Genomic DNA, 15,969 nt, shown 5'->3' with positions numbered 1-15,969 from the left:
ACGCTGGGCGCAGCGGCCTCGGCCCGAGAGTCGTACATGCGGATGGTGCCCTCCTGACCGAGGACCGGTGGAGCAGTCGGCGAGCCGACCGGCTGACGACAGCCGCTGGAATTCTGTGGAGTTTCGACTGGAGGTGTCAAGCACCGGCACCGACCCGAAAAGATGGCTGAATGCGGGTACAAGATGGCCGAACAACGACGGCTCCCGTTCAGAAGTTTGCTCCTAGCATGAGGCACTTCGCACGACGTGGTTCTCATTCGGACATCCGTCGGACGGTCCGGCGGGCGGCTCAACTGACACTTGTGTCCGCGGTGTTGGGACCTGCTCGGCCCTTGTGATCTCCCGGCCCCTGTGGGGTGCCCGGGGTCAGGTGCACGGCTCGACGTCCCTTTCTCAGGGTTCTCAGGGGGAAGCCATATGAAGCCTGGTTCTCGTGCTGCCTCCGCGGTGCGCGCACGCCCTGCCGCCGCGTTCGGGACGATCTTCTTCGTCAACTCCTTCGGCACGGCGCTGTACCTGTCGGTTTCGGTGCTGTATTTCACCCAGGTGGTCGGCTTCTCCGCGCACCGGCTCGGCGTGGGCCTGTCCGTCGCGGCCTTCGTCGGTCTGCTGGGGAGCGTTCCCGCCGGCACCCTGGTCGACCTGCGGGGTTCGAGCACGGTGCTCGTGGTGACGCACATCGTCCGCGCGGTCGCGTTCACGCTGTACTTCTTCACCCCGTCGTTCCCCGAGTTCATCGTCCTCGCCGCGATCATCGCGCTCGCCGACCGGACGGCACCGCCCGCGAGCCAGGCCCTCATGGCCGAACTGGTGCCGGACGACAAACGCGTACCGCTGATGGCCCGGCTGCGGGTGTGGGAGAACGTCGGCTTCGCCTCCGCGCTCGCCCTGTCCGCCCTGGTCGTGGGCGTCGACGGGCCGTCGGTGTACCGCGTCCTCGTGCTGGCCAACGCCCTCTCCTTCGTGGCCGTGGCGTTCGTGGCCTTCGCTCTCAACGGTCAGCGCCGCCCGAACGTCGACCCCGCCCGGGTGCGCAGCGCCCTGGCCGACCTGGTCCGGCGCGACCGGCGCTACCTGTATCTGAGCGGCGCGAACGCCATCCTGTCGATGAACGCGGCGCTGTTCGCCCTCGGGCTGCCCCTGTGGATCCTGACGCGCACGGATCTGCCGGGCTGGGCGGTCCCCCTCACCATGCTGGTCAACTCGGCGATCGTCATCGGCTTCCAGGTACGCCTGTCGAAGGGCGCCACAACCCTGCACGCCTACGGCGGGATGCTCGCCCGGTCGGGCATCGCCTTCGCGGCATCCCTCGTCATCCTCGCGCTGGTCACCGACCGTATGACGGTCGTGGTCTGGGCCGGCCTCGCGTGCGCCGTCGTGGTGTTCACCACCGGCGAGATGCAGCACGCCGTCGGCGCCTGGGGCAGCTCCCTCGAACTGGCACCCGCAACGGCGCGCGGCCAGTACCTCGCGGTGTTCAACCTGGGCCTCGGCATCCAGGAAGTGATCGGACCGGTCCTCGCCACGGTGCTTGTGACCTCCGGCACGATCGGGCTGCCCGTCGCCTGTGGCGTCTTCCTGATCGCCGGGGTGTTCGCCCGCCGGCTCCTCTCGGGACCGGAGCCGACTCCGGGGGCGGAACCCGCCGCCGCACCCGGCACCTCCCTCGGCGCAGTGGAGAGCGAGGAACCCGCATGACCGCCGAAGCCGCGACGGATCGGGCCCCCGCCACCCGCGACGACTGGCTGGCGAGCGCACCGTGGGGACCCGCGCTGCGCTCCGAGGCCCACGACACGGCCGCCGCGCTCAGCCGTCGGCGCGCAAGGAGCACCACCCATGTCGTCTGCCGCACCGGGGCCGTGGGCGACGCACTGCACTGGTCACCCGGATCGGTCGAGGCCCCCGCCGCGTTGCTCGCTTCGCTCGGTGACCGGTGCGTGCCCGGCCTGGCCGCCGCCCCGGACGATCCCCAACTCTCCCTGACTGCAAGCGTGTTGACAGGCGCCCTGGCTCTGGCTGCGCTCGGTGGAAGCGGGTGCTGGGAAGTGCGACCCGGCGGCGCACCCGCCCCGCTGCTGCCTGCGGACGGCGATCGGGCCGAGGTGCTCGCCGCGGTCCTCCTCGCAGCCGATGAGACGGCCGACGACGTGCTCGGCGCCCTGCGTGGCTGCCCGCGGCCGGTCCTGCGCAACGCGGTGCGCCGTGCGTACGTCGCCGCTCTCGCGCATCCCCAGCCGGCGCGGTCCCGGGTCGCGCTCAGGCAGGCGGGCACCGCGGCGGCGTCCCTGTGGCTGCTGCCCGACCTGGCGGACGCCTACCGCGACGCCGACTCGGCCGAGGTACGTCAGGTGCTGAGCGAAGCGCACCACCTGGTGGGCAAGAAGGCCCTGCCCGCTCCGGAACAGCGCGCCGTGACGCGGATCCGGCGCAGCACCCACCAGGGCCGGCTGCATCGCGTCGACGGGCTGATGGCCCAGTGGGCGGCGCTCGCGGTGGCGGCCCGCCCGATGGAGGGCGCGGCGATCGCGGTGAACGGCCGGCCGGTGGAGGGAGACGCGGGCAGGACAGGCGCGTACGCGGGCGTCGACACCGGCCTGCTCGGCGCCGCACTCGGGCCGACCGGGCAGCTGATAATCCGTGACGAGGCGGTGTCCGACGGCGCCGCCACCGTGGACCTGTGGCAGGCGCTACGGCGCCGCGGAGTGACGGGCGAAGTCGTCGGCGGGGACCGCTGGTCGTCGATGTGGCTCGTCGAACTGCCCGACGGCACCGCCGGCGCGCTCGACCACGAGGGCCGATGCATCCAGGTCGACGACGCGGCCTGCGGTGTCCTTCCGTCGGCACACAGACCCACGGACGACGAGCCGGCGGCGGCGCGCCTCGCGAAGGCGGGCGGCGGGCGGCGCGTCGACTGGGTGACACCGCAGGCCGGCGACTGCGAGGGCGCCGGCCTGCGGCTGCGGTTCCGGCCCCACGACGTCTTCGACGCCGAACGGCGGGGCGCGCACATGATCCGTGTGTGCGGGCTCCTCTACCGCCGCCAACGCCCCGACGTGGACGCCGAATCGTACTTCTCGGACCAGGACATCGCCCTCGCGCTCGACCGGCTCGGCATGGGTCTGGTCGACGGCGGTGTCCTCATCGCGGGCAGTGTGACCGACACGGACGACGGACGACGGCGCTACACCGACATGGACGTGTTCCAGCGGATGAGCGACGGCCGGCTTCGGCACTGCCACAGGTGGGGGCTGGGTGTAGGACCCGCCGTCGGCCTGCTGAGCGGTGTGGCGGCGGCCGGTGCCGAGACGGACGGTGGGTGGGTGTGACATGTACGTCCTGGGACATGTGATCAGCGCGCACGACTCCGGCGTGTTCCCGGAGATCGACCTGCGCCGCGGCGAGCACGCGATGACGGTGATGGTGCCCGACCTGCTCAGCTGCCACGACTGGGGCTACAGCAAGGCCTGGTCGATCGCCGGGGCGGGGGAGCGGTCGGACCTGGTTCTGGCCCACATGCTGGGAGACGCCGTCGTCCACTACGGGACCCGCTGGCGGGGCCTTGAACGCAAAAGCGGCTGGGCCTATCTGCGGATGGGCCTGGTGGCCCGCCGCTACGACGCCTTCTACGAGCACGCCGAGAGCCGGGGCTGGCGCTTCGCGGGACTGGCACGCGACAGCCGGCGCGGCTGGGCCCACACCATGGTCGAGTACTCCATCGACCAGTGGATCGCCGACCGCATGGACGTGGCGGAGCTGTTCGCCGCCGTACGAAATGCCGCCGACGACACGGCAGTCGACCTCGGCTGGGTGCACGAACTCATCGCACAGCACGTCATCACCCCGGCCCGCCCTGTCGAATGCCAGCCCTACCGCTACTGCGGTGCTCTCTCGCGCTCCCGGGAGCCGGACGAGCTGCATCTGCGGGGCCTCGCGGTCAAGTTCCAGATCGCCGAGTCGCCGGAGAGCATCGCATGGCTGCGCGGCTGGCTCCGCGAGATATGGGGGGCGGCCGGTGACGAGGAGATGCGGTCCGTCCTCACCTCCCTCTCGGCCGTGACGGCGGACCCCGTCGGCTTCGGCTACCCCGTCGAGATCGCGGCCTACGCGGAGCGGCTGCAACCCACCGCGCACCGCTGGGCGGGGCCCGACGGCACCGACCCGGTGCCGTCGGCAGACGCCCCCACGAAGGAGACGACCCATGGCTGACGAGTCCGGCGTTGGCCACGGGCCGGTATCGGCGGTCAACTCGCCCCGCATCACCACCCAGTTGAGAGCGATCGACTTCGACAGCACGGGTCTGCCCCCACGAGAGCTCGCCGACCGTATGGCGGCGGACAGCTTTCTCTACTTCCGCGGACTCCTGGATCGCGACACGGTCCAGGACGTCCGCAGGCGCGTGGTGAACCGGCTCCACCGCGTGTCCTGGCTCGCCCCGGACACCGACCCGATGCTCGCCGTCCCCGGCGCCACCGTCCACCACGACCGCGGGGTCATCGGGGACCGCAGGGTTCGCGACGCCGGGTGGCGCGAGGGCTACACCGCGGTGCAGTCGCTCGAAGCGCTGCACCGGCTCGCCCACAGCCCCGCCCTGGTCGAGGCTGTGGGCACGCTGTTCGGGACGCCCGTCCTCGTACACCCGCGCAAGATCGCCAGGATCTCGTATCCGGCCATCGACTTCCCGACGCCGCCGCACCAGGACGCGCTGTTCAACCAGACGCCCACCGATGTCGTCACCGCCTGGATTCCGCTCGGCGACTACTCCGAGGAGCAGGGCACCCTCAAAGTGCTGCGAGGCAGCGCCAACCTCGGCCTGCTGCCGGTGTCACCCGCCCATGGCCTCGGCGGCGAAGCCGTAGCTCTGCCCGACACCCATCAGGAGTGGATCGGGGACGACTATGAGTGCGGTGACGTGATGCTGTTCCACAGCCGCACCGTCCACACGACCACCCCGAACCGGGGCGATGTCCTGCGGCTCTCGATCGACTGCCGCTTCCAGTCGGCCGATGAGCCGGTGAAGCTCGCCGCGCTGCTGCCGCACGGGTTCTCCGCCGGTCAACTGCCCAGCTGGACCGAGCTGACCGAGGGCTGGTCCAACACCCGCTGGGTCGAACCGGACACCCCCGTCCAGGTACGGACCGTCACGACCGGCCCCTCGAGGGGCCCGGCGCGCCTGGTCCACGACCCGGCAGGCAGCACCGCGGGCGCGAACCCCGCCGCCCCCGACCGATGTCCGCGTGCGAGGACCCGATGACCATGCCGCTCGGAACACTCCCCGACAGCGCGGCCGCGCGCCTGGTCGGCGGCACACCTCTGGTGGAGCTCGCCGCGATCGGCGCCGGGCTGCCGCACCGCATCCTGGCCAAGTGCGAGTTCCTCAACCCGGCGGGTTCCGTCAAGGACCGGATCGGGCACCACATCATCCGCCGCGCCGAGGAGCGACACCTGCTCGTCCCCGGCGTGAGCACCCTGGTCGAGGCCACGGCCGGCAACACCGGTGTCGCCCTGGCCTGCGCCGCGGCGGGCCGCTACCGGGTCGTCGTGACGATGAGCAGCAAGATGGGCCCGGACAAGGAGGCGATGATGCGTGCTTGGGGAGCGGACGTGGTCCGCTGCCCCTACGACGTGCCGCCGACGAGCCCCGAGAGCTTCATCAACACCGCCCGGCGCATCGCCGACGAGACCCCGCACAGCTACTACGTCGACCAGTTCGCCAACCCCTGGAACCGCGAGGCGCACGAACTCACCACCGGCCCCGAGATCATCGCGCAGACCGGCGGCCAGGTCGCCGCGTTCGTCGCGGGAGCCGGCACCGGCGGCACGATCACCGGCGTGGCGCGCGCCCTGCGGGCGGCCGGCTCACCGGCCAGGGTGGTCCTCGCGGACCCGGCCGGAAGCATCCTGGCCGACCGGCTACGGGGCGGTCACGAGCCCGGCCGCGGATACGCCATCGAGGGCATCGGCGGCGACTTCGTACCCGACCTCCTGGACCTCCAACTCCTGGACGACGCCTACGAGGTGAGCGACGGCGAGTCCATCGCGATGTGCCTGCGCCTCCAGGCCGAGGAGGGGCTGTGGGTCGGCGGGTCGTCCGGCACCGCCGTGGCCGCCGCGCTGCGGCTCGCCGCCGAACTGCCCGGCCCGCGCTCGAACATCGTCGTCGTCCTCCCCGACAGCGGCTCCCGCTACTCCGCCACCCTCTTCGACCCGACGTGGCGCACCCACCGTGGATTCGGCCCCAAGGAGTCCGTCCGATGACCACTGCCGGCGATCGCCTCTCCAACGACCTCCGCACAGCGCGGGAATGCGCGGCGGACCTCGGCCTGAAGGACGGCGAAACGCTGATCCTCACTGGCTCGGCCACCCTGCCCTTCCCCACCCGCGGCGGAGACATCGACCTGGTCCTCGTGACCCCGGTCGAGGACCGCTACCTCGGCTTCGCGGGGAGCCGGGAGCGAGAACGGGAGACCGAGCAGGCAGCCAACGAGTTCGCCATCAGCTATGTGCAGCTCCCGAACGCCAAGGAGATGGACATCGAAGTGTGGCCGGAGCGCCGGCTCGTGACCGCGGCCGAGACGATCGGCGGCGAGATCCGCTCCATCGAGGAGGTCGAGGCCGACTTCACCCGGGTCGGCGGGCTCGACGTGAAAGTGGGGACCGACCTCTTCCACGCTCTGGGATGGGGCGTGCCCGTCGCCGGCGCCGACGCTTTCGGCCGGCTCCACGACCGGATCTCGTGGCCCGCGTACCAGGCCTTCAAGCGCGACGCCGCGCTCGTCAACGTACGGGACGCGACGAAGGGCATCCCCAGCAGCCTGCGGGACGAACGGCCCGACGAGGCGTATCTGAAGCTGTGCTGGGCGGCGGACAGCCTGGTCGACGCGATGATCTTCCACGCCGGTCACTCGCTCACGCGCTGGAAGTGGCGGCTGCGCTACCTCTCTCTGCTGCCGTCCTGGATCGACGACTGGTACCGCGAGATCCGGCTCCGTCCCGTCCTGGAGCCCGCTGATCTCCTTCGCCATGTCGACGTACTGAAGAAGACGTTCGCGACGTACGCCGGAACGCCGCCCGGCGACCTCGTACGAGCGGCCCATCCCGGCCGCACCGGAAACCAACCCGTCGCCTGATCGCACGCTGAAGGGGGAGTCTTCATGGACATCATCGGACACTTGGCGGTCATCGAGCACGCCGGTATCGAGGGCGCGGAGGTGTGGCAGGACGACGCGGTCCTCGCGCTGTTCCCGAACCTCGCGCACTGCCACGAGTGGGCGTACAGGACGCTCAGGAGCGCGGCACGGCAGCGAGCGGAGGGCGGGATCGAGCAGAGCCACACCGCGAAGCTCATAGAAGGCCACATCATCACCGACTGGGTCATCCACTTCGGCCCCAAGCTCACCCCCGAGGCCGAGCGGACGGGATGGGCCTACCAGGAGATGCACCTGGCGATCGAGCGGATGGACAGGTTCTTCGACCGGGCGCTCGCGATGGGACTCACCGACCGCGACCCGCGCGAGCACGACACCAGAGAGCACCTCGAACGCGACTTCGGCCACACATCGGTCGAGTGCGCGCTCGACTTCAGGGTTGGTGGCCAGGTGGCGAACAGCCCCCGCGAGACGGCCCTCAAACGCAGTCTGGCCAGGCTCGACGACCCGCTGTGGGCGGCGGGGCTCGTCAAGGACGTGCTTGCCGAAGCCGGCGGGTACACGAAGGAACCGGACGCGGTTCTGGCCCGGACCATGGCCGAGTACGGCTCGTGGGCCACGAGCATCGAGCATCCGGAGGACTTCGCCGCGCTGACCTTGTGTACGCGGTTCGACTGGAACTACGACCGCCGTACCGTGGACTACGTCCTCGACTTCCTGCACGGGATCGAACGCGATCTCGACGAGGGCCGGGCCGAGGAACTCGTCGACGAGGTGGTCGCGGCGATCGCAGACCCGAAGCGCATGGCTGCGGCGGTGTAGTCGTGGCGGTGATCGAAGGCATCGACGGGGCGAGCCACCTCAGTGGCAGGGTGCTGGACACCTTCCAGGAACGCCTGGTGGACATCTGGGCACGTGACGACTTCGGGCTCGCCGACCCGGCGGGCACCGCGGGCCTGATCCGCGGGCTCCTCGACGGACCGAGCTTCGCGCCGGCGGCCCACGCCCTGGTGGAACTGGGTATCCGCGCCACCTGGAACAAGGTGTTCGCGGAGCGGCGCGCGCAATTCCTGGCGGGCTGGCTCGCGCCACACCTGCAAGGCCGCGTGCTCGATGTCCTGGGCGGCGACTTCACGGTGCTGCGGGCCCTGGTGGACACCGGGCTCGCCGCCGCCGACGTCGTGGGCTGCGAACGCGCGGCCGCGTACACCACGGACTGGACGGCGCTGCCCTTCCCGGCCTACGACCTGGGGCCCGGGCTCACGCTCCCGGCCGGTGATTTCGACACCTTCCTCATCTGCACGGTGCTGCACCACGAGCCGGAGACGGAGGAGTTCCTCGCGTCGGTGGCCCGCCGGGGGGCCCGCCGGTGGATCGTCGTGGAGAACTGCCTCGACCCGGCGAACGACGAGGACTTCCACTTTTACGTCGACGAGTTCTTCAACCGCTGCCTCAACACGTTCGACGTGCCGTGCGTGCACCAGCACCGCACCGCGGAGCAATGGCGCGACCTGCTCTCCCGCTACGGCACCGTCGCACACGAGGAGACCCGCGGCGACGTGCCGGGCATGCCGTTCCCGTACACGCTGATGGTGCTCGACCGGTGACCGCGGCCCACGCGGCAGGTCACGGCGACGCGGTGGCGCCCAGCGGCCGGAACTATCTGGACCGGCTGGCCCGGGACGTCGTCGAGGAGTGCCGGCAAAACGGCCTCAAAGCCCCAACCGGCTTTCCGGGCACGGTGGTTGAGGCACCCTCCTTCACGGCGGCCTTCGAAGCGTACGAGTCGGGCGCCGACGCGCTCGCGGGCCTGCTCGGCACCACCTTCCAGCCCGCGCAGGCCTATCCGTCGATGGAGGCCTTCTGGAGCGACGCACACGCCCAGGAGACCGGCACGAGCCCCAACGCCTACTGGGACAGTTACGAGAACGGCGCCCGCCGCCGCGTCGAGGCCGACCTCGCCGACGCCTTCGGGACACAGCAGGCCGTGCTGGTCAACGCCGGCATGTCGGCGCTCGACGTCGCCGTCCGTGCCTCCGGCGTCGGGCCCGGCAACTCGGTCCTCGTCCACGACCGCATGTACTTCGAAACCCACGACCTGCTGACCCATGTGTTCGGCCCGTGGGGGATCGAGGCGGTCCACGCCGACCTGCGCGACGAAGGCGCCACGCGCCACGCGATCACCTCGCACCGCCCCAGGCTGGCCGTGGCCGAGCTGGCGTTGAACGGCCCGCGCTGCGACATACCCGTACTGGAGCCGCTGACCGAGTCGGGGATGCGATTGCTCCTCGACTTCTCCGCGCTCGGACACAGCGTGCGCCCGGCCGATCTCGTCGAGGGTGCCGACGTCGTCTACATCGAGTCCGGGATGAAGTACCTGACGCGGAAGACGGGCGTTGGTGTCGTATACGGCGAAGGCGCCTGGATGGACGACATTCGCGCGGGCGCCCGCCGCACCGGCCAACAGCTCCAGGGGCGCGCCCTGCACTGGATCCGCGGGGGTGAGATCCGGGCCTGCGCGCAACGAGCGGCCCTGCACGGGGCGCGGCGCCGCCTCTTCGTCGCCACCCTGCGAGAACACCTGCCGCAGGCTGCCGTGACGGACGCGCTGTCGGGCGCGGGCGCACGACGGGACCGCCTGGCCCGCGCCGTGCAGGACGGGGCCGACGGCTGCATGGTGTTCGTATGCCTCACCGACCCCGATGACCCGCGGGCCGAGACCCTGCACCGTGACGTCATCGCCCGCTGGGCGGCCGGGTTCGCAACCGACCGTGTGCGCGCCGGCTTCGGCTGGACCGCCACCACAGGGCGCTCCTACGGCCGTGACGCCCTCAACACCGGACTCGGCGAGTGCTTCATCCGGATCAGCGTGGGGATCGAGGACGAGGACGGCATCGTGGCCCAAGCACGCGGTCTTGCCCGCGCGGCCCGCGACGTACTCGGCGCTGCGGAGGACCGCTCGTGACGGAACGTCAAGGACGCGCATCCGCAGCGCCGAAGGAGCGCGCGACCGCCACGCCCCGGCTCCCCTGGCCCGAGCGGTTCCGCTCCCACGGCGCGGCGGCCAGTCCCGAAGACAGCCGTGACAGGCTGGTCGAGCTGGCGGGCGAGGCCTGGACCGTGACGCGGCTCCTCGCCGCGAGCACCCTCGATGTGGCCGAGTTCGAGGCGAAGCTGGCGCTCGCCGAGGCGGTGCACGCCGTCGTGGAGGTCGCCGCGAGCTGCGAGGAGCGGGCCGGCGAGCTGGGCGCCGCGCCGAAGCCGGGTCAACGGCTGGGCGCGGACAGGGCGGATGCGGCCGACCAGCGCGAGGTGCGGCTCGCCGCGGCGCTCGCGGCACCGCCAGGCCAACGGCTGGCGCGGCTGCCCCGGGAGTGGCTGCTCCCGCTGATCGCGATGTTCGAGGACCGGACCTTCGACGCGCTCCTGGACGGCCCGTCGGAGCGCGTGCGCCGCCGCGGCCTCAGCGACCTCAAGGACGCGTTCGGCTGGCTCGTCGAGACGGGCGAGCAGCTCGAACTCGCAGGCGGGCAGGAGCAGTTCGCCGATGCCGGGACGGCACCCGCCGAGGCCGGCCTCCATGCCTCTCCGCCGGCCGTGCGCACGGCCCGACGGCCCACGATGGGACGGCGGGACGAGCGGTTCGCGACGTTCGAGAACACGCGGGACTACCGCGGCGCGGCGGACTGGCACGACGCAGGATCGCCGTACGACAACGATCTGCTCGAACTGGTCCGCGTCAACCGGGACGAGATCGACGCCCTGGAAACCTTCGCCCTGGCCCTGTTCGACCTGGTGGCGGAGGCCGATTTGGAGTCACTGCGCCACCTCGCCCGGCTCACCTGGGACGAGGCGAGACACGCGGCCATCGGACAGGAACTCCTCCGCGAACGCTTCGGCGACCCCTACGCCCACGAGTGCAGCATGATCGGAATCCGGGTCCGCGGCCAGATGAACGGCTGGACCGCCTGGACGCAGATCACGGTCTTCGGCGAACTCGGCATCATCGGGCCCATGCGCGCCCTGGCACGCGAGGCCCACCGGCGCGGAGACGACCGGATCGCACACGCCTTCGGCTTCATCACCTCCGACGAGACCATGCATCTGCGGGACTCACGCCGGCTTCTGGAGCGCAACCATCCGTCCGGCGGGCTTGCCCGGGCCGCCGACGCGGCTCGGGAGGAGGCCGGACGGATCCTCGAAGGCCTCGGCCTGTACGACGCCGAGCACTTCGCCCAGCTGGACGAACGGCAGATCTTCGAGTTGCTCGGTGAGTAGCGCGGGCGGGCCCCGGGAGGGGAGCGGTCAGGCCGCGGCCGAGCCGGCTGCGGCGGAGCGGGAGTGGATGGCCGTGATCGAGCCGGGTGCGGCGGAGCGGGAGTGGTTGGCCGCGACTGAGGCGGGTGCGGCCCGGCGGGAGTGGTTGGCCGCGACGGAGCCGAGCGCGGGCGGGCGGGAGTGGTTGGCCGCCCTGCCCGGCTTCCAGTCCCACCACCGCTCGGTGCTGACCTGGCCGGCGCTCATCGAGGGTGCCGGCACGGAGCTGGCGGACGCCGTGCTGCACAGCGGGGCCCGGGTGCTCGCGTTCGGCGTGCCGTTCCCGGACACCCTCGTGGGCGACGTGGCACACGAGACCGTGACCGTCTGGACCGTCGACCCGGACGGGCGAACACCCGCGGCGAGCGCTACCCCGACGCCGGAGCAGTGGTCCCAGATGGTGGAGCTGTGGCGCGCGACCGGGATCACGGTGCTCGCGGGGAGCGCGCGGGACCACCCGTCCTGGACCCACGCCCTTTGCTTCAACCCACTCGACCCTCCCGGACATGTCGTCGCCACCGCATCCACTCAGCAACTTCCCCATCCCATAACCGAGTTGGGAGCACGGATCCTGATGTGTGCGGTCGCCACATCGCCCGACCACCGGAAGAAGGGTGCGGCCGCACAGTGCGTACGAGCACTCACCGCGGGGCGGCGCGCGGCCGCGCTTGTGGAGGCCGGATCGCAGTCGGCGCGCTTCTTCCAACATCTGGGCTGGCGACCCGACTCGGTCGCGCATCTCTACCGGTACGGCGCGTGAGCAAGGGGCCGTCGCGCGCCGCACCGGCCGGACGCATGGGCGCCCACCCACTCACCTGCTCACCCACCCACCACGAAGTGAGGGCACATGCGTCAACGGCTCAGCCTGAGCGGCGAGATCCCCCCGGCCTCCGTCGTCGAGGCGTTCGACGGCGTCGGGCTCATCCGCAGCGAGTACGTCATCCGGGCCGGCGGCCACTTCATCTCCGCCCGGCGCACACAGGACGCCCTGCGGGAGTACGTGGCGGCCGTCGCGCGGGCCGTGCCCGATCAGCCGATCTGGTACCGGACCAGCGAGATGACCTCGCAGGAGGCCAACACCCTGATCGGCGTCGACCGGACGTACACCGAGGCCGACTTCATGAAAGGCCGTCGCGGGGTGCGCCGGGCGCGGGAGACGCCCGAGGCATTCGAGACGGAGCTGCGTGTCGTGGCCGAGGTCGCGGCCGACCACCCCAACCTGCACGTGCTCGCCCCCTTCGTGCGGGACGCCGAGGACCTCGCCTTCGTCGCCGACACCCTGGACCGGTTGAACTGGCCCAACCGCTTCGGCACGATGGTGGAGATCCCGTCGGCTCTGTTCGACATCGAGGAGTTCGCGTCCCTCGGGGCCGACAACTTCCTTCTGGGCCTGAACGACCTGTCCTCGACGCTCACCGCCACGACCCGTGAATTCTGGGACATGAAGCTGCACCCGAGCGTGTGGTGGGCGATCGACCGGGTCGCCTCACTGGCCAAGGGCGCGTCCTGGGAGTGGGGGGTTGCGGGTAACTTGAGTCCCGCGGTGATCGAGCGCGCCGAGTTCGCCGACGTTCCGTATGTGAGCATGCACTACAGCGAACTGCCCAAACTCCTGGGCTGGGACGAGAATGCGCTGCCCGACATCGACCTCGTGGCCCGGACCAAGGCGTTCACCCGGGAACAGATCGCCCTGGCCGAGGAACGGGCGCTGCGCGAACGGCTCGGCCTCGATGCCGTGACACCCCGAACGGAAAGGCCCTGAAGCACGGTGACTGACTCCTCATACGGCTCGGACGTCCTGGCGCCGAAGGACTTCGATCCGTGGCCCGACCGCCAGGTCCACCTCGAATGGGGGGTGACCGGCGCGGCCCTGGCCGCCGAACGCGGCGACGCCGTGGCCGTCGTCGACGTGCTCTCCTTCTCGACGACGATGTCGATCGCCTGCGCCCGTGACTTCTCGTGCCTGGTGTACAGCGGCGCCGAAATCGCCGGGCTCGGCGGCCCCGAGGCGGCGGGCGTACGGCTTGGCGCACGGCCGCTGAGCAAGAAGCGCAGTACCGCGCCGGGCACGGTGTCGCTTTCGCCTGCCAGCATCCTGCGAGCGGAACCGGGCCAGCGCGTGCTGTTCACCTCGCTCAACGGCGCGGCAGTGGTGTCGGCCGCCGCCGCGGCGCCGGCCGTGGTCGTCGCGGGGCCGCGCAACGCCACGGCGGCCGCCGCGGTACTGGCCGGCCAGCTCGACGACGGCCTCGCGCGCCGCGTCACGGTCATCGCCTGCGGCGAGCAGTGGAGCTCGGTGTCGCCGGGCACCGGCGGCGTACGGCCGGGAGTGGAGGACTGGCTCGGCGCCGGGCTGGTCTGCCGCGAGCTGCGGGCGCTCGGCCTGGTTCTGTCGACCGAGGCCCGCATCGCGGCCGACGCCTGGGCCACCCCCGACGACCTGCGCGAATGTGTGTCCGCGCGTGAGCTGGTGGCCGCGGGCTTCACCGAGGACGTCGACCTGGCGCTGGCCGTGGACGCCGATGCCACCGTCCCCGTCCGCGAAGCCGGCGACCCGAGCGGCCGCCTGTTCGTCGGCCGCCCAAAATCCTCGTAAGAGACCGCCCGTCGGGCAGCGGACGGTCGCCGATGGCCGGCGGCCGATTCGCGCCAGAACATGCGGCCGGGGTGGCCGGGCCTGACGGGGGTCGCGTGGCGGAGGCTTTACGGGATCTCGTGGCCGGGCCCTACGGGATCGTGTGGCCGGCGGCGCTGAAGAGGCGGTACCACTCCTCCCGGGTCAGCGGAATCTCCGAACCCGCCGCTGACTCGGCGACCCGGCCCGGGTTGGTGGTGCCCAGAACCACCTGCATGTTCGCGGGGTGGCGGGTGATCCACGCGACGGCGATCCCGGTCGGAGTCACCTCGTATGTGGCGGCCAGTTCGTCGAGCACGGAGTTCAGCTCCGCGTAGTGCTCGAGGTCGCCGATGAAGACCCCGTCGAAGAACCCCTTCTGGAACGGCGACCAGGCCTGGAGGGTCATGCCGTGCACCCGCGCGTAGTCGAGCAGTCCGTTGTCACGGTCGAGCGACTGGTCGAGTCCGCCCATGTTGGCCGCGATCCCCGTGGCGATCAACGGGCAGTGCGTGATGCTGAGTTGGACCTGGTTGGCCACCAGTGGCTGCCGTACCGCGGTCTTGAGGAGTTCGACCTGGCCCGGGGTGTGGTTGGAGACCCCGAAGTTCACGACCTTCCCTGCCGCGTGCAGCTCGTCGAAGGCCGCCGCCACCTCTTCGGGCTCGACGAGGGTGTCGGGACGGTGCAGCAGAAGCATGTCGAGGTAGTCGGTGCCGAGGGCCGTCAGTGATTCGTCGACGGTGCGCACGATGTGCTCTCGGGAGAAGTCGAAGAAGCCGGGCCGGATGCCGACCTTGCTCTGGATGACGATCGACTCGCGCTCGGCGGCCGAGAGTTTGACGGCCTGCCCGAAGCGCTCCTCACACGCGTGGCGCGAGGGGCCGTAGATGTCTGCGTGGTCGAAGGTGTTCACGCCGACGTCGCGGGCGCTGCCGTAGAGCGTACGGATGTCCTCGTCCGACAGCTCGGCGATGCGCATCAGTCCCAGGACGATGTTGGAGGCGCGAAGCTCGGTCTGGGGAAAGGCGATGGTCTTCATGGGGCCATCCTGGATGATCGCGTCGTTTTGGATCAACTATCCACATCTGGATCAAGAGTCTAAGCTGGCGTGCGGCTCAGGGTCCGATGGGCGCGTCGAAGGGGCGGAGATGGTGTGGCGACGAGTGACGGCGGCGATGACTCGGCCGGTGCGGACGAGCACCTCATCCGCGAGGCCGAGAAGATCGCTGGTGCGCTGGGGCGTATGTTCCCCGGGCTGTGCGAAGTGGTGCTGCACGACCTGCGGGATCCGCGACACGCCATCCGGGCGATCGAGAACAACCTGTCGGGCCGCAGCGTCGGGGACTCCGTCACGGAGCTGGGCCTCGCGCGCATCGAGGACCCCGACTACCCGAGCGTGATCCAGAACTACCCGAACCGGTTCCCCGACGGACGCCCCGCCAAGAGCACGTCCATCGGGATCAAGAACGCGGCCGGACAGTACATCGCGGCGCTCTGCCTGAACCTCGACGTGTCGGTGCTCTCACCGATGACGCTCGCGTTGGCGAACCTCGTGGCCACCGAGCCCGACACCGAGCCCCATACCGGCAGCGGCACTGACGCCGACGCCGATCACCGCGAGCAGCCCCTGGAGACCCTGCGCGACCGCAACGCGCGCGCACTGCGCCGGGCCGTGGAAGCCATGGCCGCGGAGCGGGGGGCGACTCCCCGGTCGCTGGGACGCGAGGACAAGAAGGCGATGGTGCGGAGGCTGCATCAGGACGGCCATTTCGCCCCGCGCGACGCCGCCCAGACCATCGCGGACCTGCTCGGCGTCTCGCGGGCGACCGTCTACAACTACACCAGGCAAGCGGGCAAGTGATGAGTGCCGCAGGACCGACCTCCGACTCC

General features: G+C 71.1%; 15 protein-coding genes. 14 read left to right on the top strand and 1 reads right to left on the bottom strand.

Annotated elements, in window-relative coordinates; genetic code table 11:
- Nucleotides 1-417: 417 nt before the first annotated feature.
- The 13 genes from AB0D31_RS03885 (at nucleotide 418) to AB0D31_RS03825 (ending at nucleotide 14,058) form a co-directional block, all read left to right on the top strand.
- A complete protein-coding gene (locus tag AB0D31_RS03885) occupies nucleotides 418-1,698 on the top strand; it encodes an MFS transporter (protein WP_362716560.1) in 1,281 nt (426 codons plus the stop codon).
- Nucleotides 1,695-3,326, top strand: coding sequence for a hypothetical protein (locus tag AB0D31_RS03880; protein WP_362716558.1), 1,632 nt, complete (start codon nucleotides 1,695-1,697; stop codon nucleotides 3,324-3,326). Before AB0D31_RS03885 ends, AB0D31_RS03880 begins: the two co-directional genes overlap by 4 nt.
- 1 nt (nucleotide 3,327) lies before the next feature.
- Nucleotides 3,328-4,206, top strand: coding sequence for a hypothetical protein (locus tag AB0D31_RS03875; protein WP_362716556.1), 879 nt, complete (start codon nucleotides 3,328-3,330; stop codon nucleotides 4,204-4,206).
- Entirely contained in the window at nucleotides 4,199-5,251 is a 1,053-nt protein-coding gene (locus AB0D31_RS03870; RefSeq protein WP_362716553.1) for a phytanoyl-CoA dioxygenase family protein, read from the top strand. The genes AB0D31_RS03875 and AB0D31_RS03870 overlap by 8 nt, the downstream gene beginning before the upstream one ends.
- 2 nt (nucleotides 5,252-5,253) lie before the next feature.
- Entirely contained in the window at nucleotides 5,254-6,255 is a 1,002-nt protein-coding gene (locus AB0D31_RS03865; RefSeq protein WP_362716551.1) for a cysteine synthase family protein, read from the top strand.
- Nucleotides 6,252-7,127 (top strand): hypothetical protein, encoded by an 876-nt coding sequence (locus AB0D31_RS03860; RefSeq protein ID WP_362716549.1) that lies wholly within the window; start codon nucleotides 6,252-6,254, stop codon nucleotides 7,125-7,127. Before AB0D31_RS03865 ends, AB0D31_RS03860 begins: the two co-directional genes overlap by 4 nt.
- 24 nt (nucleotides 7,128-7,151) lie before the next feature.
- Nucleotides 7,152-7,967: a hypothetical protein gene (locus AB0D31_RS03855; protein ID WP_362716546.1), complete on the top strand. Its 816-nt coding sequence runs from the start codon at nucleotides 7,152-7,154 to the stop codon at nucleotides 7,965-7,967.
- A gap of 2 nt (nucleotides 7,968-7,969) precedes the next feature.
- Nucleotides 7,970-8,752, top strand: a complete 783-nt coding sequence (locus AB0D31_RS03850) for a hypothetical protein (protein WP_362716544.1) — start codon at nucleotides 7,970-7,972, stop codon at nucleotides 8,750-8,752.
- A complete protein-coding gene (locus AB0D31_RS03845; RefSeq protein ID WP_362716541.1) occupies nucleotides 8,749-10,110 on the top strand; it encodes a PLP-dependent transferase in 1,362 nt (453 codons plus the stop codon). The genes AB0D31_RS03850 and AB0D31_RS03845 overlap by 4 nt, the downstream gene beginning before the upstream one ends.
- Nucleotides 10,107-11,423: a hypothetical protein gene (locus AB0D31_RS03840; RefSeq protein WP_362716538.1), complete on the top strand. Its 1,317-nt coding sequence runs from the start codon at nucleotides 10,107-10,109 to the stop codon at nucleotides 11,421-11,423. The genes AB0D31_RS03845 and AB0D31_RS03840 overlap by 4 nt, the downstream gene beginning before the upstream one ends.
- 67 nt (nucleotides 11,424-11,490) lie before the next feature.
- Nucleotides 11,491-12,222 carry a GNAT family N-acetyltransferase gene (locus AB0D31_RS03835; protein WP_362716536.1) on the top strand — a complete coding sequence of 244 codons (732 nt, stop codon included), beginning with the start codon at nucleotides 11,491-11,493 and terminating at the stop codon, nucleotides 12,220-12,222.
- A gap of 87 nt (nucleotides 12,223-12,309) precedes the next feature.
- A complete protein-coding gene (locus tag AB0D31_RS03830) occupies nucleotides 12,310-13,224 on the top strand; it encodes a putative PEP-binding protein (protein WP_362716533.1) in 915 nt (304 codons plus the stop codon).
- Nucleotides 13,225-13,230: 6 nt separating this feature from the next.
- Nucleotides 13,231-14,058, top strand: a complete 828-nt coding sequence (locus AB0D31_RS03825; protein ID WP_362716530.1) for a 2-phosphosulfolactate phosphatase — start codon at nucleotides 13,231-13,233, stop codon at nucleotides 14,056-14,058.
- Between the two features lie 130 nt (nucleotides 14,059-14,188).
- On the opposite strand, the gene AB0D31_RS03820 is transcribed toward AB0D31_RS03825, so the two are convergent.
- Complete coding sequence (locus AB0D31_RS03820; RefSeq protein ID WP_362716528.1) at nucleotides 14,189-15,118, bottom strand: aldo/keto reductase; 930 nt, start codon at nucleotides 15,116-15,118, stop codon at nucleotides 14,189-14,191.
- A 114-nt stretch (nucleotides 15,119-15,232) separates the two neighbouring features.
- On the opposite strand from AB0D31_RS03820, the gene AB0D31_RS03815 reads away from it, so the two are divergent.
- Nucleotides 15,233-15,940 carry a PAS domain-containing protein gene (locus AB0D31_RS03815; RefSeq protein WP_362716525.1) on the top strand — a complete coding sequence of 236 codons (708 nt, stop codon included), beginning with the start codon at nucleotides 15,233-15,235 and terminating at the stop codon, nucleotides 15,938-15,940.
- Nucleotides 15,941-15,969: the final 29 nt, after the last annotated feature.

It is taken from the genome of Streptomyces sp. NPDC048361 (assembly GCF_040651795.1).
Taxonomy (GTDB): Bacteria; Actinomycetota; Actinomycetes; order Streptomycetales; family Streptomycetaceae; genus Streptomyces.
This window is presented reverse-complemented; position numbering and strand designations above follow the sequence as displayed.